Origin of the sequence: Aliinostoc sp. HNIBRCY26, from assembly GCF_050235535.1 — a bacterium.
Classification (GTDB): domain Bacteria; phylum Cyanobacteriota; class Cyanobacteriia; order Cyanobacteriales; family Nostocaceae; genus Trichormus.
Genome location: NZ_CP189852.1, coordinates 4204051 through 4223696 on the forward strand (window position 1 = coordinate 4204051; position 19646 = coordinate 4223696).

At 42.5% G+C, this 19646-nt stretch carries 13 protein-coding genes and 1 CRISPR repeat array; of the genes, 8 read left to right on the top strand and 5 right to left on the bottom strand.

What is annotated here, in order from left to right; genetic code table 11:
* Positions 1-19 precede the first annotated feature (19 nt).
* Positions 20-1477, bottom strand: coding sequence for an MFS transporter (locus ACQFX9_RS17825; RefSeq protein ID WP_427157368.1), 1458 nt, complete (start codon positions 1475-1477; stop codon positions 20-22).
* 92 nt (positions 1478-1569) lie between these two features.
* Here ACQFX9_RS17825 and ACQFX9_RS17830 point away from each other — a divergent pair, with 92 nt between their 5' ends.
* The gene (locus ACQFX9_RS17830; RefSeq protein WP_427157369.1) at positions 1570-2079 is read left to right on the top strand and encodes a phosphoribosyltransferase; all 510 of its coding nucleotides are present in this window, start codon (positions 1570-1572) and stop codon (positions 2077-2079) included.
* An 86-nt stretch (positions 2080-2165) separates the two neighbouring features.
* On the opposite strand, the gene ACQFX9_RS17835 is transcribed toward ACQFX9_RS17830, so the two are convergent.
* Positions 2166-4757: a GAF domain-containing protein gene (locus ACQFX9_RS17835; protein WP_427157370.1), complete on the bottom strand. Its 2592-nt coding sequence runs from the start codon at positions 4755-4757 to the stop codon at positions 2166-2168.
* Positions 4758-5140: 383 nt separating this feature from the next.
* Between ACQFX9_RS17835 and ACQFX9_RS17840 the strand changes: the two genes are divergently transcribed.
* Positions 5141-5491: a Rieske (2Fe-2S) protein gene (locus ACQFX9_RS17840; protein ID WP_236142293.1), complete on the top strand. Its 351-nt coding sequence runs from the start codon at positions 5141-5143 to the stop codon at positions 5489-5491.
* A gap of 246 nt (positions 5492-5737) precedes the next feature.
* Here the strand turns inward: ACQFX9_RS17840 and fusA are convergent, their stop codons facing one another.
* Both fusA and ACQFX9_RS17850 read right to left on the bottom strand, forming a co-directional pair.
* Positions 5738-7753, bottom strand: coding sequence for an elongation factor G (gene fusA / locus ACQFX9_RS17845; RefSeq protein ID WP_427157372.1), 2016 nt, complete (start codon positions 7751-7753; stop codon positions 5738-5740).
* 720 nt (positions 7754-8473) lie between these two features.
* A CRISPR array of direct repeats spans positions 8474-10738; the repeat unit is 37 nt; unit sequence GTTTCCATTAACCATTTCCCCGCAAGGGGACTGAAAC.
* Positions 10739-10938: 200 nt separating this feature from the next.
* Positions 10939-11673, bottom strand: a complete 735-nt coding sequence (locus tag ACQFX9_RS17850; RefSeq protein ID WP_427157374.1) for an SDR family oxidoreductase — start codon at positions 11671-11673, stop codon at positions 10939-10941.
* Between the two features lie 121 nt (positions 11674-11794).
* On the opposite strand from ACQFX9_RS17850, the gene ACQFX9_RS17855 reads away from it, so the two are divergent.
* The 6 genes from ACQFX9_RS17855 to ACQFX9_RS17880 all read left to right on the top strand — a co-directional run bounded on the left by ACQFX9_RS17855 (position 11795) and on the right by ACQFX9_RS17880 (position 18046).
* Complete coding sequence (locus ACQFX9_RS17855; RefSeq protein WP_427157376.1) at positions 11795-12703, top strand: LysR substrate-binding domain-containing protein; 909 nt, start codon at positions 11795-11797, stop codon at positions 12701-12703.
* Between the two features lie 23 nt (positions 12704-12726).
* Positions 12727-13290, top strand: coding sequence for a hypothetical protein (locus ACQFX9_RS17860; RefSeq protein ID WP_427157377.1), 564 nt, complete (start codon positions 12727-12729; stop codon positions 13288-13290).
* Between the two features lie 374 nt (positions 13291-13664).
* Positions 13665-14438 (top strand): nucleoside phosphorylase, encoded by a 774-nt coding sequence (locus ACQFX9_RS17865; protein ID WP_427157379.1) that lies wholly within the window; start codon positions 13665-13667, stop codon positions 14436-14438.
* Between the two features lie 295 nt (positions 14439-14733).
* Positions 14734-15186 carry a retropepsin-like aspartic protease family protein gene (locus tag ACQFX9_RS17870; RefSeq protein WP_427157380.1) on the top strand — a complete coding sequence of 151 codons (453 nt, stop codon included), beginning with the start codon at positions 14734-14736 and terminating at the stop codon, positions 15184-15186.
* 186 nt (positions 15187-15372) lie between these two features.
* On the top strand, positions 15373-17277 hold the full coding sequence (locus ACQFX9_RS17875; RefSeq protein WP_427157381.1) for a GTPase: 1905 nt from the start codon (positions 15373-15375) through the stop codon (positions 17275-17277).
* Between the two features lie 88 nt (positions 17278-17365).
* Positions 17366-18046, top strand: coding sequence for a DUF305 domain-containing protein (locus ACQFX9_RS17880; RefSeq protein ID WP_427157383.1), 681 nt, complete (start codon positions 17366-17368; stop codon positions 18044-18046).
* Positions 18047-18165: 119 nt separating this feature from the next.
* On the opposite strand, the gene ACQFX9_RS17885 is transcribed toward ACQFX9_RS17880, so the two are convergent.
* The gene (locus ACQFX9_RS17885; protein ID WP_427157385.1) at positions 18166-19515 is read right to left on the bottom strand and encodes a sensor histidine kinase; all 1350 of its coding nucleotides are present in this window, start codon (positions 19513-19515) and stop codon (positions 18166-18168) included.
* Positions 19516-19646 lie beyond the last annotated feature (131 nt).

Here is a 19646-nt window from a genome sequence, read left to right on the forward strand (position 1 = left end):
TTAGCTGAAGCACTCAATTTCATTCCAGGTGATCTCGCTGCTGCTGACGTGCTTGGAGTTTGAGTAGAATTTCGGCGTGCATCTCACGAGTAATGGGGTAAAAATAGGTGAGGATTAAACCTATAATTAAGGCGATCGCAGGTATTGGGCCGATAGAAACACGAATCACCTCTAACACAGCATCTGGTTGTACTGGAATAGGAACATTTGGTTCGGGTGGAATATAGCCAGCCTTACCTAACCTTTGTAAAACTATATTCACCGCCAAGCCTAAACAAATTTTTTGGATAAAAACAATGAAACTATAAAAAATACCTTCCCTTCTTTGTCCAGTTTTGAGTTCGTCTAATTCAATCACATCAGGTAGCATTGACCAAGGTACAAGGTAAGCTGTAGAAACTCCAAAACCCGCCATGATGGCAAAAATATACATCAGGGTGACTTGTCCAGGCTGTAAAAAAAATAACCCGCCTTGGGCGATAATCCATATACTCACACCCATATAGTATACAGCTTGTTTACCAACGCGCTTACTGATGGCACTCCAGACAAAGAGCATTGACATTGCAGTACCTTGGACTGCCAATAATACTAAATTAAAATGCCAAGATGGTAATCGCATCCAACTGACAACAAAGTAAGGAATAATACTAGCCGTCAACTGTACACTCAACCAGGAACACAAATAAATCCCAACAACAAACAAAAAAGGGCGATTAGTAAAAACAATTTGGAGTTGCTTCCAGAGGGGAATTGATACCGTCTGTTCCATTTCGGGATGTAACTTAGCCATTGCTTTGGCGCGTTTTTTTGTTCCCCAAACACACCAATACAAAGGAAACACCGAGACAACTGCACAAATAGCCCCCAAGACTATGTATTGTAGTTGTTTATTTTGCGGAATGATTAAGGAAATCACCAACGCCAGCAAAACAGCAAAAATACTTCCACCGATAGAAAAGAAAAAGCGAAAACTGTTGAGGCTAGTGCGTTCGTCGTAGTCTTGTGTCAGTTCGGCGGTGAGGGCTGTATATGGTAAATTGACAATAGTATAGAAAGCATTAAACAAAACTGAAACGATAGTATAAAACCAAAACAAGCCCCACTCATTTACACTTTCATTACTACTAAACTGAGGGACAACCCAGTTTAAAAAAAAGAAAATTCCAAAAGGAACTGCACCCCAAATCATCCAAGGATATCGCCTTCCCTGACTACTCTGAGTGCGATCGCTTAATACCCCCACCATTGGATCATTAATAGCATCCCATACTTTGCCGATGAGTTGGGTGAGTCCAGCTAACCCTGCTCTTAAACCCGCTACATCTGTTAAAAAAGGTGATAGGTAAGAAATCCCAATCATAGCTGTGATAGCTGTTCCCAAATCCCCAGCACCGAAAGCGATTTTAGTTTTCAAGTCGAGTTTTTCACTGACTTGATGCTCTTGGGAATAGTCATCAGCAGTAGAATCGTTCATAATGTCTTGCACTCATACTAAAATATGAAATTTGCGATCGCTTTGTTTAGCGTCAGCATCGCTTTTAGTATCACCCATAAAATACCTACCTTATGCCAGACCTTTACGTTTCTTGGTCAGAGTATCATTATAAAATTGAGCAACTAGCGGCTCGTATTTATGACTCTGGTTGGGAATTTAATCAAATACTTTGTTTAGCCAGGGGCGGACTGCGTGTTGGTGATATCCTTTCTCGTATATATCAGCAGCCTTTGGCAATTTTAGCAACATCGTCTTACAGTGGTTCAGGCAAACAAGCCAGAGGTAACTTAATTTTCTCCCGTCATTTAACCATGACCACGGAAACATTAGGTTCACGCATTCTAGTAGTTGACGATTTGGTAGACTCAGGAATTACACTCAAAGAAACTATCCCGTGGCTATACGAAAACACTACTACACCCATCGAGGAAATTCGTACCGCCGTCATTTGGTACAAAGCTTGCTCTATTTTTGCACCTAACTACTACATTGATTATTTACCTGATAATCCCTGGATTCGCCAACCTTTTGAACATTACGAAAATATCAGTCCCGCAGATTTGGCGGCAAAAGTGGTATAAATTGGGCATTGGGCATTGGGCATTGGGCATTGGGTATTGGGCATTGGGTATTGGTATAAAATCTTGCCCCCTACACCCCCACACCCCTATTTCTCTTGGAAAGTCCAAACGCCTTCATCCCATTCGGTTGTTGTTGGTGGTGATTGTAACCAATGTTGACAACGCAAAAGGTGTAACATAGCGGCTTTATCTTGATTGTCAAAGGCTAAAACTTTGGCAAATTCAGATCTAGCAGTAGTGAATTCTTGTTGAAGATAATACTCTCGACCTTTGTGATAATGTTCGATCACTTGTAGCTTTTCACTGTTGATGGGGTCGGAACGTAAACCCACTAATTCATAGATAGCTACCGGCTCGTTTCTCCCTTTAACGCGAATATAGTCTAATTCTCGCGCCCAGATTTTTTCTTGACAGGGTTTAAAAGTATTATCACTGAGGATAATGTCACAGCCGTATTGTTTGCTCACACTTTCTAAACGTGAGCCTAAGTTGACACCATCACCGATCGCAGTGAATTCCATCCGCTTACTAGAACCGATGTTACCACTGATGACGGTATCGGAATTAATCCCAATGCCAATACTAATTCTGGGTTTATTAGCAGCGTAACGACGTTGATTAAATTCTTGTAAGCGATGGCGCATTTCTATCGATGTTTGTACCGCCATCCAAGCGTGTTCTTCTAAGGGGAGAGGCGAACCGAACACGGCCATAATCGCATCACCGATATATTTATCGAGAGTCCCTTTGTGTTTAAATACAGCCTCTACCATTGATTCAAAATATTCATTCAGCATACTCACCACTTCTTCTGCTTCTAGATTTTCTGTCAAAGTGGTGTAGCCCCGAATATCGGAGAATAAAATAGAAACTTCCTTGCGATCGCCTCCTAGTTTAGCATCATCTAGTTTCAGCAATTCCTCGGCTAATTCTTGCGTCATGTAGCGATACATTGTACTTTTGAGGCGTTTTTCATCGCTAATGTCTTCCATGACTACCAACGCGCCACCTACTTGGCTGGGGTCGTTGGCATTGGCGATCGTATTAATTGATAAGTTAATACTATGCTGTTCTGATTCTGCATCTATACTCAACAGGGTACGGTCAGGATAATATTGCTGACGATGCTTGGGATCAGCACCAAGTAACGCATCTTGACACCACCTACTAAAATCGCCTTCTTTAATGGCGATCGCTTCACTAACTAATTTACCTTCTATACGCTCTTCTTCGGCTAATCCCAATAACCGTTTCGCGCTTTCATTGGCTGCAATAATTGCACCTGATTTATCTGTGGAAATCACGCCATTGGAAAGACTCCGCAGAATATCCCGTTGTAATTGTTCTTGTTGTTTGACTTTGGCAAATAACTGAGCGTTTTGTAATGCTACCCCCGCTTGAATATTGAAAGCTTCCATAAATTCTTCGTCGTTGCGGTCAAAGCTAGCTTGGAAGCATTCCGGTGCTTTAGGCCAGTCAGCAGGGTTATAAGGCGGAAAATCCCCAGATTTCTTTTTATTGACTAATTGTGTCACCCCAATTAACTCTTGATCAGCATTAAATACGGGCATACACAGTAAACTACAAGTCCGGTAGCCATTTTGCTGATCCAGATATTTGGCGGTTTCTGAGTCTGAATGATCGTATAAATCAAAGGGAATATTGAGTTTTTGACCGGATGCGGCGACTATTCCCACAAAACCCTTACCAATGGTCACACGTAATTCTCTGGTTGAACCATTATCTTGGGTAATTTTTGTCCAGAGTTCATGGCGATCGCGGTCTATTAACCATAGTGTACTGCGATCGGCGTTCATTAATTCTTTGGCTTCATCCATCACCCTTTTGAGGGTGTCTTCTAAGTCCAGACTGCTTTGACTTAGGGATTTCACCGCCTTCATCATCGCAGCTGCGGCTCTTTGTTTTTGTGTAGCGATGTAAAAAGAGCGAGACGATTCTAAAATCAGGCGAATAGAAGGGGCAAATTCTTGAAATAATTGCTCATCAGCACCAGTGAAGCCTACAGGATCAACCCGTTCCGCCAGTGGCGCATCTGGCTGCTGTGTAGGTTTTAATTTATTGAGTAACTGTACTACCGCCACTAATTGCCCTTGTTCATTGAGTAGCGGTAAGGCCAGCATAGTGTAAGTGCGATAGCCCGTGATTTTCTCTTGTTTTTGGGCAAATATCGACCGTGGGTCACTATAAAAATCAAAGGGAATATTTACCACCTGCTTAAAAGTCGCCACTTCCCCCGCAATTCCTTTATCGGCGGGAATGCGAATTTCTAAAGAACGTTTACCCTCACCTTCCGCGACAATTGACCACAACTCTTGTTTTTCTTCATCCAACAAAAATATAGTTGTTCTGTCTGCTCCCAATAATTCCCCAGTTTTCAACGTAATCGAGTGCAACATTTCTTGCAGAATTGTCTCAAAACCCTGAGAATCCAACATGGACAGGGTTTGATGCACAATATGTAACTTCTGCTCAACTTCTGTAACAACTTGTTTAAAAGTGTCTTGAGTTAGGGGAGCTAGAAAGGTGGAAATAGTGCCTTTGCGTCGGGCTAGATTCCCGACAGGAGAAGCATTTACTGCTAAGGCCTGATTCTCCTGGTTGTGAACACCAATCATCAAATCAGCTGTCTCCCCAAAACTACGCTGTTGCGCTGACATAGGTAATTTTTGATATAGCAGGATTGTAACGTTAGAAAATTTTTTATGTGTTGCTTTAGCAACTAGTATTTGACATTACCCACAGTGTAATCTGTTGTGAATTCCTCGTCATCCTGCTTTTCTCCTGTTTTTTCAATATTACTAACAGCTTATTTTATGTTTCAAATTTAACATAGAAAAAAATTCTACACGACTGCAATTTTGAGCGTGTAGTTAATAAGTATACTTTAACATTCAAACTGTAGTTGACTTAAATAGTTATGGTGTTTATGGGTGTCAATATATGATTCCCTATCACCAAGCTAAACTAACATTTCTCGGCCAAACTTGTGGAATGATGTACTTAATTGCCTGCATCCTTTAAAAGATCAAGAGAGGTATCAATGAACTGGATTAAAGTTCTTCCCCAAGATGAACTGCCACCCAACGGACGCAAAGTGGTAAAAGTAGAACAACGCAACATCCTTTTACTTCACCACAATAACCAAGTTTTCGCCGTAGAAAATTCCTGTCCTCATCTCAAATTACCCATGCAAAAAGGGAAAATCACCGATGATGGGGCTATTGTCTGTCCTTTCCACCGCAGTGCTTTTGATTTATCCACCGGTAATCCCAAAGACTGGACACCTTTCCCCCCTGGTATCGGTAAAGTCATGGGTATGATTTCCAAAGAAAAAGCTCTGTCTGTTTTTCCTACCCGTGTGGAAGAAGGTAGTATCTGGGTGGGAGTCTGACGTTATTGGGGATTGGGGATTGGGGATTAGGGACTGGGGATTGGGGACTGGGGATTGGGCATTGGGCATTGGGGATTGGGCATTGGGCATTGGGCATTGGGGAATGTTCCCACCCTGAAAAGGCTCGTTAAAGTTGTAGAGACGTTGTATACAACGTCTCTACTAAACACCCACCACTCAAAACTCAGCACCGGCTAAACGCCGCGCTACCGCTAACAAAACTCAGCACTCATTACTCATTACTCATTACTCATTACTCCTTCCTTGACGGTAACAAGCAAACTCCATTGAGAATGTCGCCATTCCCGCAGTGAGCGATCGCAAGTCGGTAGAATAACCAAACATCTGCACTAATGGAACTTCCGCTTGAATTACGGAGTAAGTTTGCATGGTTTCTGAACCCAGCAATACACCGCGACGGGAAGACAAATCACCCTGGACTCTTCCCAAAAACTCGTTTGGTGTTTCCACTTCTACCAGCATGATGGGTTCGAGGATATAAGGTTTAGCTTGAGTTAAGGCTTCCTCTAAAGCTTGATGGGCTGCGGCTCTAAAAGCTAATTCCGAAGAATCTACTTTATGATAAGAACCACCATCTAGCACGACTTTTACTCCTGTGACTGGGTAGCCTTCTAGCTGTCCTGATTGGATGGCTTCACGGAAACCTTTCTCACAAGCGGGGATAAACTCTTTGGGAATTACACCGCCGACTACTTGATTTTCAAACACAAAGGGTTCTGTGGTGGGTTCAATCCAGCCTTTGACATGGGCGAATTGACCAGAACCACCGGATTGTTTTTTCAGTCGATAGTCAAAGTGAGCTTTTTGGCTGATGGTTTCCCGATAGGCTACCGCCGGTTGACCGACATAAACGTCGGTGTTGTATTCCCGTTGCAGGCGTTCTACGTAAATTTCCAGATGTAGTTCTCCCATCCCAGAAATTAAGGTTGTACCTAGTTCGGGGTCAATACTCAAGCGAAAAGTCGGGTCTTCCTTCTGGAAGCGGTGCAAGGCTTTGGCGAGGCGATCGCTATCTTCCTGTTTTTTGGGTGTAATCGCCAATGTAATCACTGGTTCGGGTACATACATCCCCTCAAGAGACACAAACGGTTCTCCACTACAGAAGGTATCACCGGAAGCACAATCTACACCCAAAAGGGCGATGATATCCCCCGCTACCGCCTCTTTGATTTCTTCCCGTTTATTGGCGTGCATTCTCACTAAACGCCCGATTTGCAGCCGTTGTTTGGTGCGGGAGTTGTAGACGGTATCACCAGTTTTCAACGTCCCGGAGTAAATGCGGGTGTAGGTCAATTGTCCAAAGGACTCGACTGTGAGTTTAAACGCCAACGCCACCAAGGAATCGTCAAGGTTAGGATAGACACTTACGCCCTCAGCAGTTTTGACTACTTCCCTATCAATAGGAGATGGGAGATAAAGAGCGATCGCATCTAATAAGTTCTGTACACCCTTATTTTTAAAGGCTGAACCTAATAGCACAGGTGTAAGTTGCAGACTGAGAGTAGCTTGGCGAATTGTTTCCCAAATCATTGCTTTAGGAACTTCCTCACCCGCCAATAATTTCTCTGTCATCGCCTCAGAGAATAGCGATAACGCATCTAGCATTTTTTCCCGTGCTTCCTGCGCTTCTGCAAGTAAATGCTCAGGAATAGGTTTTTGCAGCCAATTTTCCCCATTTTCCCCCTCAAAATAATGGGCGTTCATTTCCACAAGGTCAATCACCCCTTGGAATTGGTCTTCACTACCGATGGGGTACTGCAACAACACAGCATTTAATTGCAGTCTGTCGTGCATCGCCTGTACTACACGGAAAGGATTTGCACCCACCCGATCCATTTTGTTAATAAACGCCAATCGGGGAATCCGATAACGTTTCATCTGACGGTCTACAGTGATTGATTGGGACTGTACACCAGCTACAGCACACAACAACATCACAGCCCCATCCAACACCCGCAAAGCACGCTCAACTTCTATCGTAAAATCTACGTGTCCGGGTGTATCAATCAGATTAATTTGTGTATCGTGCCATTGACAGGTTGTAGCAGCAGAGGTGATGGTAATACCGTGTAACTTTTCCTCTGGCATAAAGTCCATTGTTGCACCTTTGCCGCCTCCCCGTACTTCCTCAATTGCATGGATTCTGCCCGTATAGAAGAGAATGCGCTCTGAAAGTGTAGTTTTACCAGAGTCGATGTGAGCAGATATACCAATATTTCGGATACGTGTTCGGGGAATCATAACGACTTCCTTTTTTTAAAGCGACAAATACTTACTGTCGATGCAGTAATATATTTTGTATTATATATGTAATATGTAAGAAAGACAAGACTGAGGACAGAGACTGACTTTTCACGGTATCTGGAAAACCCCTCTCCAAACCTCTCCCCTGCAAGGAGAGAGGCTTTGATTTCTCCCCCTTCCCTAGTAGGGAAGGGGGCTGGGGGGTTAGGTCTGGCGTTAAATTTTCCACATGACGTGAAAAGTCAGGAACAGATAACGCTATTGATTTACTCTAGTAGTCTGCCAAGAGAACTTTGTAAGGTTAATAGCAGCAAAAAAAATCTCTTTCTCCCCCTGCTTCCCCTGCTTCCCCTGCTCAAGAACAGCTTGCCTTAGCCTAGCAATTTTGGGGTTGGTGAACTACTAGCCGTACCATTTTGTACAAAAAAGGTTTGTCACTTAATTTTTGTGACTAAACTCCAAAAAATACTCGACAATAGAAAATAGTCATTTTATTATTAGGTAATTAGCTTGATGTTTGACAAATCAAAGCGGGGTCAAAAAGCCCAGGGATTCGTCAAAATCGCCAGAACCTTGACAACATAATAATTATAGCGTTTCGAGAATTCGGGAAGTTGAGAATTACTCGCAATAAGGTGGGCTGAAATCGACCTGATTTTGCGACTCGTCAAAATGCTTCCCAGGAAGCTTGCTCTATATAAGTTTCAGTACCGAGCAGTTTCCATTAACCATTTCCCCGCAAGGGGACTGAAACTTAAGAAGTTCCACGACATATACAACGAGGTTTTGAGTTTCCATTAACCATTTCCCCGCAAGGGGACTGAAACATGTGTTATTCGCCTAGTTCAAGGTAAGCTTCGTCAAGTTTCCATTAACCATTTCCCCGCAAGGGGACTGAAACGGTAAACACGCAGTTTTACAAAAGGTCAGATGTAGTGTTTCCATTAACCATTTCCCCGCAAGGGGACTGAAACCGGGATACTCGTGTCGGCTTCATCACTGTTCTAGGTTTCCATTAACCATTTCCCCGCAAGGGGACTGAAACCTGAATATGAATTCCAAAAAAGTTGAAGGCTATTATGAGTTTCCATTAACCATTTCCCCGCAAGGGGACTGAAACAAGCCTTATATGGCTTGACTCCACCTAAAGATAAAGTTTCCATTAACCATTTCCCCGCAAGGGGACTGAAACCTAGCAGGCTGACGACCGCCTGGGGTTGCTGTGCCATGTTTCCATTAACCATTTCCCCGCAAGGGGACTGAAACATGAAAATCAAAGGGTTTTAAAGAAGACATACAAAGAGTTTCCATTAACCATTTCCCCGCAAGGGGACTGAAACAAGGACTAGCGGCTTGGAGTTCCTGAAAAATTTTTCAAGAAGGTTTCCATTAACCATTTCCCCGCAAGGGGACTGAAACATTTGTTCGTTAGACATGAGAGTTGTTTCCTTGTTTTTGTTTCCATTAACCATTTCCCCGCAAGGGGACTGAAACAGGACAGACAATCTGACAACTATTACAACCATTAATATCAGGGTTTCCATTAACCATTTCCCCGCAAGGGGACTGAAACTTCAGAGAATGTAGAACTTTCACAATACATTGTTGAGTTTCCATTAACCATTTCCCCGCAAGGGGACTGAAACAAACCGTTGCTCGCGTCCTTGTCAAATTTAACGTTCTATACAGGTTTCCATTAACCATTTCCCCGCAAGGGGACTGAAACACTGCATTTATTGAACTCTACGAAAAACGGCAATTATGTTTCCATTAACCATTTCCCCGCAAGGGGACTGAAACATGCTCCATAGGTCTCTGTGTACCATCCAGGGGACTGTTTCCATTAACCATTTCCCCGCAAGGGGACTGAAACCTGAAGTGTTTGCTCCCTTCTTCCCAATCTTCTTGGGTTTCCATTAACCATTTCCCCGCAAGGGGACTGAAACTTGCCGCCTGCTGACTCGCCCAATACAACGAGTCTGACACGTTTCCATTAACCATTTCCCCGCAAGGGGACTGAAACAATTTCTTACTTTGTTTGATGCTACTGCAAAATATAAGTTTCCATTAACCATTTCCCCGCAAGGGGACTGAAACGGAACTGGTTAGATCAATGGGTGGTAGCTATTCCAAGGTTTCCATTAACCATTTCCCCGCAAGGGGACTGAAACCGGATATATAGACTTAAATGATAATTATAAAGTGGGTTTCCATTAACCATTTCCCCGCAAGGGGACTGAAACAAGGATATAGTTACCTACTAGCGATCGCGATCACCGGTTTCCATTAACCATTTCCCCGCAAGGGGACTGAAACTCCTCTTTTGCACGCTGGATATCAAATTTTAATACCCATGTTTCCATTAACCATTTCCCCGCAAGGGGACTGAAACTTTATTTCTGCAATTTTTTGAGATTGTGCTGTTATTGTTTCCATTAACCATTTCCCCGCAAGGGGACTGAAACGACGGTCAAGTTGTAGCCATTGAGTGATTCGGGTGAGTTTCCATTAACCATTTCCCCGCAAGGGGACTGAAACGAAGGTCGCACTGATTATCTGATGGATGGAGTGCCTTGTTTCCATTAACCATTTCCCCGCAAGGGGACTGAAACAATTTATTTGAGTCGGGGCAGCAGGGGGGAGTAGAGTTATGTTTCCATTAACCATTTCCCCGCAAGGGGACTGAAACACATCCATGTTTGTGCATTCAACCAGAACGCTTTGCTGTTTCCATTAACCATTTCCCCGCAAGGGGACTGAAACTCTAAAGGATATGTAGCAAATATTTGATTTGTATGTTTCCATTAACCATTTCCCCGCAAGGGGACTGAAACAACCATCCAGGTTCCCAAGACCCTTGGGCTACTAAGGTTTCCACTAACCATTTCCCCGCAAGGGGACTGAAACCGCCAATAAGGCTTCATATCGCTGACAAAGATTACTTGGTTTCCACTAACCATTTCCCCGCAAGGGGACTGAAACCATTTGTCAGGATGGATGGTGATGGTGTAGTGCCAGTCCAGTAGGGTGCGTCAGTACAAAGAATATCTAGGTGTAGCGAAGGTTGCTTACACTGACGCACCCTACAGATGGAATATTTTTTTAGTTGGAAGTTCCTTACGGAAGAAACATTTTTCTCCCCTACACCCCTACACCCTTACACCCCTAAACCCCTAAACTCACTAAGGCAGCATACCTGCAAATTGCTTTTCAACGGCTTTAGGGTCTTGTCGAACACCTGCAAATACTTGCCGAGAAACCGGATCAGGCTGCACATCTTCAACGCCCTGTTCTACTGCTTGCAATGTAGCTTGAGCAATCTGAATGGGGGGTACTTTATCAAGGGGGACATTTTCAGCCATTGCCGTATCAACAGGGCCAGGAAATACACCTACAACTAGTGTTCCTTGTTTGACTAATTCTGCTCGTACTCCCTGGGTTAAAGAATACAAAGCTGCTTTTGATGCACTATATGAACCAAAAACCGGAACATTCACCATCGATGCAATTGAGAGCAGATTGACGATCGCCCCACCGCCATTTTGTTTGAGGATAGGCGCGAAGACACGAATTATATTTAATACACCAAAGTAGTTGGTTTCCATTTCCCAACGAGCCGTTTCCAAACTCGCGGGAGCAAAAAAGCCGCCTGCACCGGACACTCCAGCATTATTAATTAGCAAATTCACATCTTGAGCAGTTTGAGCGATCGCGGCAATTTGCTCAGGGTTTGTCACATCCAATGCTAGAGGTACAATCCTATCGGGAGCAAGTGCCACTACATCTTTCAAACTATCCACATTACGTGCAGTTGCATAGATGCGGGTAGCACCTGCTTGCACCAATGCTTCCACAAAAGCCTGACCTATGCCGCGATTTGCACCCGTCACCAAAGCAATAGAACCATTAATATCCATAAGACCCTCCAGCGTTTGATGTGCCATTTATTGCTGATATCCTTATGATGATTGATGCTCAAATATTTGAGAAGACAGCAAAAAAGAATATGATTTATTCTTATTTGGAATAAATCGAGCTATGGATCGCATTGCTTGCATGAAAAGCTTTGTCAGGACGGTAGAAACTGGCAGTTTTTCCGCCGTCGCCCGTGAACTAGACACCACTCAACCCACTATCAGTAAACAGATTGCAGCATTAGAGGAATATTTAGACGTTCAGTTACTCGTTCGCTCGACGCGCACCTTGAGTTTAACTGATGAAGGTATCCGTTTTTACGAACACTGCCAACGAGTTTTAGAGGCAGTTACAGAGGCAGAATCGAGTGTGGGAAAACGAAAAAAGCCTACGGGTGTATTGCGGTTGAGTTGTCCCGTGGCTTTTGGTCAGTTGCAAATAATACCCCGATTAAAACTCTTTCTGGAACGCTACCCAGATATCAAAATTGATTTAATGATGGCAGATCAGTTTGTAGACTTGATAGAAGAAGGGGTAGATTTAGCAATTCGCATCGGTAACGTGCAGGATACTTCACTGATTACCCAACCCATAGGGACTACAAGGCGAATTACAATTGGACATCAATCTTACTTTGAGCAAGCAGGTGAACCGCAAACACCAGAAGAATTGGTAAAGCATAACTGTATTGTTTATACCCGCTTGGCTACAGGTAATGAATGGCAATTTCAAGGGAATCAGGGAGTGATCAAAGTCGCAGTCAATGGTAACTTTCAAGCAAATAACTCCACAGCCATTCGAGCAGCCGTATTTGCTGGGTTAGGGATTGCGGTTTCTCCCATTTGGTTATTTGGTGACGCGTTAGAAAATGGCAATCTGAAGATGATCCTCAAAGACTATCAACCTGTTCCACTACCTATTCAAGCTGTCTATCGTCGCAGTCGGTTTGTACCAGCTAAAGTGCGTTGTTTGATTGATTTCCTGTCTAATGAATTTAAGTTAGATCCCTGGGTTTCAGAGTACGGGCAATAATTCATATTTAATGAACATAAAAAATGACTGGACAAATTAGTGATTTATTAATACATGAAAATCAAAAATTCTGCATTGCTGGTGTTGAGGGTGCAGGATTATTTGAACCAACACAACACGGCTTTTATCCTCAGTGGGGTACAACCGCTTGTTATCGAGGTTATTGTTGCACTTATGAGGTAATAGAAGAAACATTTTACTTAAAAGAATTAATTATATCCCTGGTTTTAAAAGAAAAACTGCTTTTAAAACATGGTAAAGCCAGAGATTTTTTAGGTGTCTTTCCTTATGGACGAGATACGCCTGTGGGTCATCCTAGTGCTGTTTATGAACAACTAAACCATTTTGTGGAATTTACAGGCAGCTTATTAATAGCTAATAAGTTTATTCATAATCTATACGTTCATCTTGGCTTTCAACCAGCTTATAAATATGAGGAAGTTTATGAACTGACCTTTGATAAGGGTTATTTAACACAAAGTATTAAACGTTCCGAAGAAATGGCAGAGATTCGCCAAAAAATTAATCCCCAGTCTAAGTTTTATGAACAATGGTATCTGACATGGAAAGGTCAAAACGGTTCTTAAGTAAACTCAGTAGTAAGATATAGGACTAATATTTGATTCCAGAAATGTATGTAGTGGCGTGGCAAGGCTAAAGTAGTGCATTAGATTTGGATAAAAACGCAGATAAACGCTGATGAACACAGATAAAATCGATTTTTTAATGCAACATTTAAGGCTTGCCACGCCACTACTGGGTCATTTGGCACGCTTATAGCCATTGCTAAAACCAGGAAATTCCTATCCTGCAAAGGCTTTGTCGATTTTGGCGTAGCCTCATTTATGACATTTGACCCACTACTACTAATAATAGATTTACCCCAGATTTTTAATTAACAATTTTCACGCCCGCAATTATTGTATGGTATCCTGCTGGGGCGATCGCTCATCTTAAAACTATGCCAAATCAATACTTTTATCATCTTGGCTTTGGGCTAGATGATTTAGGTTCTACACCTCCTACGATGACGCTATTATCTGGCGACCCTGAAAGGGCGCGGTTAATTGCTCACACTTATTTACAGGATGTGCGGCTGCTGTCTGAAAATCGGGGACTCAATAGTTATCTCGGATATTTACCCAATGGTCGCTTGATTATATCTGCTACCAGTGGGATGGGCGCGCCTTCTTTAAGTATTGTGGTGAATGAGTTGGTGCAGCTAGGGATTAAACAAATCATTCGGATTGGGACTTGTGGTGCAATTCAAACCCATATTCCCGTCGGGAGTATTGTGATTAGTAGTGCGGCGTTATGTCGTCAAGGTGCAGCCAATGATATCGCACCAGTAGAATATCCAGCCGCAGCTGACCCATTTTTAACCGTGGCTTTGGTCAAAGCTGCACAAGCATTAGAAGTTGAATACTACATGGGAGTTACGGCTTCCGTCGATACCTTCTATGAAGGACAAGAACGCACCGATTCTGCTAATCCTTATTTAATGCGATCGCTCCAGGGGATTACAACAGAATATCGGCAGTTAAATATCCTCAACTATGAGATGGAATGCGGCACATTATTTAAAATGGCGGGAGTCTATGGTTTTGCGGCGGCGGCTGTGTGTGCAGTGGTAGCACAACGCACCATTACAGAAGCGGTGAATTTATCTCAGAAAGATATAGCGGTGAAAAATGCGATCGCTACGGCTATTCATGCTGCTACTAACTGTGAATAAACTAGCAAAGTAGCTGGATTTAGCAACACTTTATTCCTAGTCAGTAGTTTTATTTAGTCTTCACTTAAACTTTAATTTATTGATAAGTAAATCTATGTACTATATGAAATAGATTCAAAAGTAGTAAGTTAATTGTCTGAGTAAAACTTACTAAATAAACAATCAAATTCCTATGAAAACCCCTACAAAAAACATTATCAAATATATTAGTTCAGCCTTAATAACATCCTTACCAATACTGATGTTTTTCTCATTTTCCCATCAGACAAGGGCTGAAGACCTTGGGGAATGTTTCATGATTGATACTTCAGGGAGAACAATTAAATTAGAAAAACTTTGCGGTGCTAACAGTGAAAAAAGAATATCTCCACAGCCAGAAAAGAAAGTTTTTCGTGTCCCGATTAAACGGCGTTTGGGGAGAACTCCGGTAATTGATGTCACCTTTAATAACAACAAAACCTTTGAGATGATTGTTGACACAGGTGCAAACAACACTCTGATTACAATGGGAATCGCCAATGCTCTGCAAGTTGAACAAACAGGAGTGATGACAGCGCAAATTGCCGACGGAACACAAATTGAACTCCCCATAGGTACGGTGAAATCAATGGCGGCTGGTGGTGCGGCGGTGCAGAATGTAGACGTAGCGATCGCCCCTAAAGCCCCCATCGGGTTACTTGGTAATGATTTCTTTGGTCATTACGACATCAAAATTTTAGAAAAAACCGTAGAATTTCATGCCCGATGACTTTAGAGGGGCTGTTTTCCTACTTCTTTTGAGTTGAAAGTGGTAAGTGCTGTTAGCGATAGCGGGGCGTTGAGCAGCGTGCTGAGTAAACATACAGTCGCGCTTTCATGTTTGGCTTGTGAAATAAGTTTCATCGGGACTGCCTAAAATAACAGTATCAGAGTCTAACTAGGATAACTTTCAGACATGGTGCGTTTAAAAGTTTGGCAGTGGGTTGTCTTGGCAGTGCCGATCGCCTCTATAATGACTTTTTTGTTGGTATCCGCCGGAATGCAAATCCATGCTTGGGGGATAAATTGGATTTGGGGGGTATTTACATTAGTATTTGTGGGTTGGCGTTGGTTGTTGGTGAATTGGACGCAACCTGCAATTAAACAGGTAGAAGCGGCGATCGCGCAAGTTCAGGAAGAATTAAAATCTACTGTTGCAGATACCACTGCACCGATTAGCACTGATGCGACACAACAAGCAGAAGCAGCATTACAAGAGATTCTCAACGCCGCCCAAAGCGATCGCCCGATGTGGGAAGATTGGCAAACTTTTTGGCAACGCTGCCAAGATTTAGTCGTGGCTGTTGCCCATATCTACAATCCAGAGGTGCAGTATCCTTTATTAAATATCTACGTTCCTCAAGTGTATGGACTGATTCGGGGAACGGTGGATGATTTAGATCAGTGGATGCAAAAATTATCACCTGCACTCAATCAAGTAACCGTGGGGCAAGCTTACCAAGCCTATGAAGTTTACCGCAAGTTAGAACCATCGGCGCGGAAGGTTTTGCGGGCATGGAGTTGGGCGCAGTGGTTATTAAATCCTGTGGCGGCGGCGGCTAATCGGGCTACCAAAGGTTACTCTAATCAAGCAAATCAGCAATTATTGGTGAATTTAGGGCAATTATTGCGAGAAGCCGCCTTGAGGAACTTGTGCAGACAGGCGATCGCACTTTACAGTGGTAAAACCATCTCCATAGAAACACCTGCAACCACGCAAGCAAAAACCCAAACCCAAACCCTGCAAAACATCCTCGCCCAAGCCGAACCAGTCGAAAAAGTCGCACAAAAACCCCTCAGCATTTTACTTGTGGGTAGAACAGGTGCAGGGAAAAGCAGTTTGATTAATACGATATTCCAAGGAGACATGGCAGAAGTTGATGTTTTACCTAGCACCGACCAAATTCAAGACTATCATTGGCAAACCCAAGACGGCGAAACCCTGCATTTGTGGGATACACCAGGTTACGAACAAGTCAAGCGGGAAGATTTACGCCAACTAGTCTTAGACTACGCCACTAACGCCGATTTATTGTTGTTAGTTACACCTGTGCTTGATCCCGCCTTGCAAATGGATGTAGATTTTCTGCAAGCCATCAAAGCCACCGTTGCAGATATACCAGCGATCGCCGTTGTGACGCAAGTAGATAAGTTACGTCCGATTAGAGAGTGGCAACCGCCTTATAATTGGCAAGATGGCGATAAACCCAAAGAAATCACCATTCGTGAAGCTACAGCCTATCGTGCGGAATTATTGGGAGAATTTTGTAATTTAGTGTTACCTGTGGTGACTAGTGATGTAAATACTGGGCGGATGGCTTGGGGTATAGATGCTTTATCTTTAGGAATCATAGAAGCGATCGCACCAGCCAAGCAACTGCGACTCGCCAGATTTTTACGTAATCGTGAAGCCCGCACAGTAGCGGCTGCCAAAATTATCGACCATTACACCTTTCAAATGGCAACTACCCAAGGATTAACAGCACTGCTAAAAAGTCCGGTACTTCAGTTTATTGCCACATTATCAACAGGTTCTCCGACTTTGGCGTATATCCTGGCAGAACAAATCCCCGTGGAACAGTTACCGATAGTGATTGGTAAACTCCAGATGGCTTATGATTTATTTTCTTTATTAAAACCAGCAAAATTTGATTTGTTATCTCTGTGGCCATTACTGTTAGAAAACCCCACCACCCCAGAACGCAACGCCTGGGCATTTGGTCACGCCTTGGTAGAATACTGGACACAAAATTTAACTATAGAACAACTCCGCCAACGCTTTGATTACTACGTACAAGAGGCAGGAAGTAGGGCGACTTGAATCTAAAATCTAAAATCCAAAATCTAAAATTGATTGACTCTCCAGTTAGATGGATAGTTCAGAATTAAAGAACAATCCGTGATGGGGAATGAAGACTATGCAATTTATAAATTGGCAAAACAGCTTTTTGGCTTTTAGTTTGGCACTATTAACAGCCTGTTCAACAACTTCTCAAGCTCAAAATCGCAATTCTCAGACTGCTGATACTAGCAATCAGCACCACATGAATCATCATGACATGAATCATAATATGGCAATGGATTTGGGGCCAGCCGATGCTAACTATGACTTGCGATTTATTGATGCGATGATTCCCCATCATCAAGGGGCGTTGAACATGGCAAATGTTGCCAAACAAAAATCCACCCGTCCTGAAATTAAACAATTAGCAGATGAGATTATCAAAGCGCAGACACAAGAAATTAATCAGATGAAACGGTGGCGTAAAACTTGGTATCCCAAAGCAGGAAATCAACCGATGGCTTATGATGCCAAAATGGGTCATATGATGCCCATGTCCTCTGAGCAAATGCAGTCCATGATGATGGATGTGAATTTAGGCGAAGCTGATGCAGAATTTGATTTGCGTTTTATTAATGCGATGATTCCCCATCATGAAGCAGCTGTAGTGATGGCTAAAGATGCTTTGCAAAAATCCCAACGTCCAGAAATCAAAAATTTAGCGCAAGCCATTATCAAAGGGCAGAATACTGAAATTAATCAAATGCAACAGTGGCAAAAAACTTGGTATAAATCATCTGCCTCATAGCAATTTTGACTTTTTGGTTTTATTGCGAATTGCGAATTGCGTTAGCGTAGCGGGACGTTAGTCCATTGCGTTAGCGAAGCGGGGCGTTAGCCCATTGCGAATTAGTTTTATTGATGATATCAGTAGTCTCTGTAGTCTTGCTCTTCAACAATAGGTAACTCAATAGTAAACTCTGTTCCCAAGTCTGGCTCAGAGATCATATTAATTCGACCATTATGGCTCTCAATGATTTGGTAACTAATTGATAGTCCTAATCCTGTGCCTTTACCAATTGGCTTAGTGGTAAAGAAAGGATTAAATATTTGATGACGGATTTCACTAGGGATGCCTTTACCGTTGTCTCGGATGCGAATTGCGATGTAGCGATCGCTGATTTTCTCTGTCCGAATCCAGATACTACTAGGATGATTTTGTATTAGTTCTGACGATGATTTTTCGGTGAGAGAACCTTGTGATTTTTCATCTTCTTCTAAAGCATCAATCGAATTATTTAAAATATTCATAAACACTTGATTGAGTTGACAAGGAGAACAATAAATTAATTGTAATTTGCCATATTCTCTAATCACTTCAATTCGAGTGTGACTAATTGAATGCAGGCGACCTTGTAAAATCATCAATGTAGCCTCTAAACCTTCATGAATATCCACTAGTTTGAATTTTGCTTCGTCTAAGCGAGAAAAGTTTCGCAAAGATTGTACAATCTCAGCTACGCGCTTAGAACCTGTCTGCATTGACTGAAGTAATTTTGTGATATCCTCTTGCAAAAATTCAAGCTCCAAAGCTTCGATTTCCTGTTGAATTACTTGGCTCGGATGGGGATATTCTTGCTGATAGAGGTGAATTAATTTTAGTAAATCATCATAATATTGAGCAGCATAAGCAAGATTCCCATGAATAAAGCTAATTGGATTATTAATTTCATGGGCAATTCCTGCCACTAACTGTCCTAAACCAGACATCTTTTCTGTTTGGACAGATTCTAGAGCATTTTGCAGTTTGATTAAAGTTTGTTTTAAAGTTTCGTTAGATTGAACCAGTTCTGCTTCAATGCGTTGGCGTTGTTTAATCTCCTGACTCAGTGCATGAATTTTTTGGTTAAGCACTACAAATTCATTACTCGTTCTTTTTTCCAGGCGCAGTAAATTGATCGCTGGGCTTTGAGGCGATCGCGGTTGCACTACAGCACCTTGACTGCGACAAGAAATTTCTTCCCCTTGGGTTTGTTGAATAGTGAAAGCACCCAAAATCATCTGACGACTTTGGGCGCAAACTTGCAGATAGTTGTTGACTTTCTCTGGAGAATCATTAACCAACTCGCTGAAATTCAGACCAATCATCGCTTTACTAGTTTTACTAAATAATTTGGCAGCAGCTAGATTAGCTGCCAAAATTTCACCTGCACTGGTTACAAGTAGCATAGGTTCTGGTAAAACCTGGGCAAAAGCTAAAAATTGATCAGGTTTCATGATTTTGATGTATCACAGCAGTTTCTTTGCTGAGGTGTGAAAAACTAACAGACTAAAAGACTAAGCCATTGAGGAGTCAACTTCACCGAAAATATCTAGCAGAGAAATAGTGATAATCTGCGAATTTCCGC

Excerpts from the sequence above, each read along its gene's own strand:
- ACQFX9_RS17825 (WP_427157368.1), bottom strand. The coding sequence starts at position 1,477 with ATGAACGATTCTACTGCTGATGACTATTCCCAAGAGCATCAAGTCAGT.
- ACQFX9_RS17830 (WP_427157369.1), top strand. The coding sequence starts at position 1,570 with ATGCCAGACCTTTACGTTTCTTGGTCAGAGTATCATTATAAAATTGAG.
- ACQFX9_RS17835 (WP_427157370.1), bottom strand. The coding sequence starts at position 4,757 with ATGTCAGCGCAACAGCGTAGTTTTGGGGAGACAGCTGATTTGATGATT.
- ACQFX9_RS17840 (WP_236142293.1), top strand. The coding sequence starts at position 5,141 with ATGAACTGGATTAAAGTTCTTCCCCAAGATGAACTGCCACCCAACGGA.
- fusA (WP_427157372.1), bottom strand. The coding sequence starts at position 7,753 with ATGATTCCCCGAACACGTATCCGAAATATTGGTATATCTGCTCACATC.
- ACQFX9_RS17850 (WP_427157374.1), bottom strand. The coding sequence starts at position 11,673 with ATGGATATTAATGGTTCTATTGCTTTGGTGACGGGTGCAAATCGCGGC.
- ACQFX9_RS17855 (WP_427157376.1), top strand. The coding sequence starts at position 11,795 with ATGGATCGCATTGCTTGCATGAAAAGCTTTGTCAGGACGGTAGAAACT.
- ACQFX9_RS17860 (WP_427157377.1), top strand. The coding sequence starts at position 12,727 with ATGACTGGACAAATTAGTGATTTATTAATACATGAAAATCAAAAATTC.
- ACQFX9_RS17865 (WP_427157379.1), top strand. The coding sequence starts at position 13,665 with ATGCCAAATCAATACTTTTATCATCTTGGCTTTGGGCTAGATGATTTA.
- ACQFX9_RS17870 (WP_427157380.1), top strand. The coding sequence starts at position 14,734 with ATGATTGATACTTCAGGGAGAACAATTAAATTAGAAAAACTTTGCGGT.
- ACQFX9_RS17875 (WP_427157381.1), top strand. The coding sequence starts at position 15,373 with ATGGTGCGTTTAAAAGTTTGGCAGTGGGTTGTCTTGGCAGTGCCGATC.
- ACQFX9_RS17880 (WP_427157383.1), top strand. The coding sequence starts at position 17,366 with ATGAAGACTATGCAATTTATAAATTGGCAAAACAGCTTTTTGGCTTTT.
- ACQFX9_RS17885 (WP_427157385.1), bottom strand. The coding sequence starts at position 19,515 with ATGAAACCTGATCAATTTTTAGCTTTTGCCCAGGTTTTACCAGAACCT.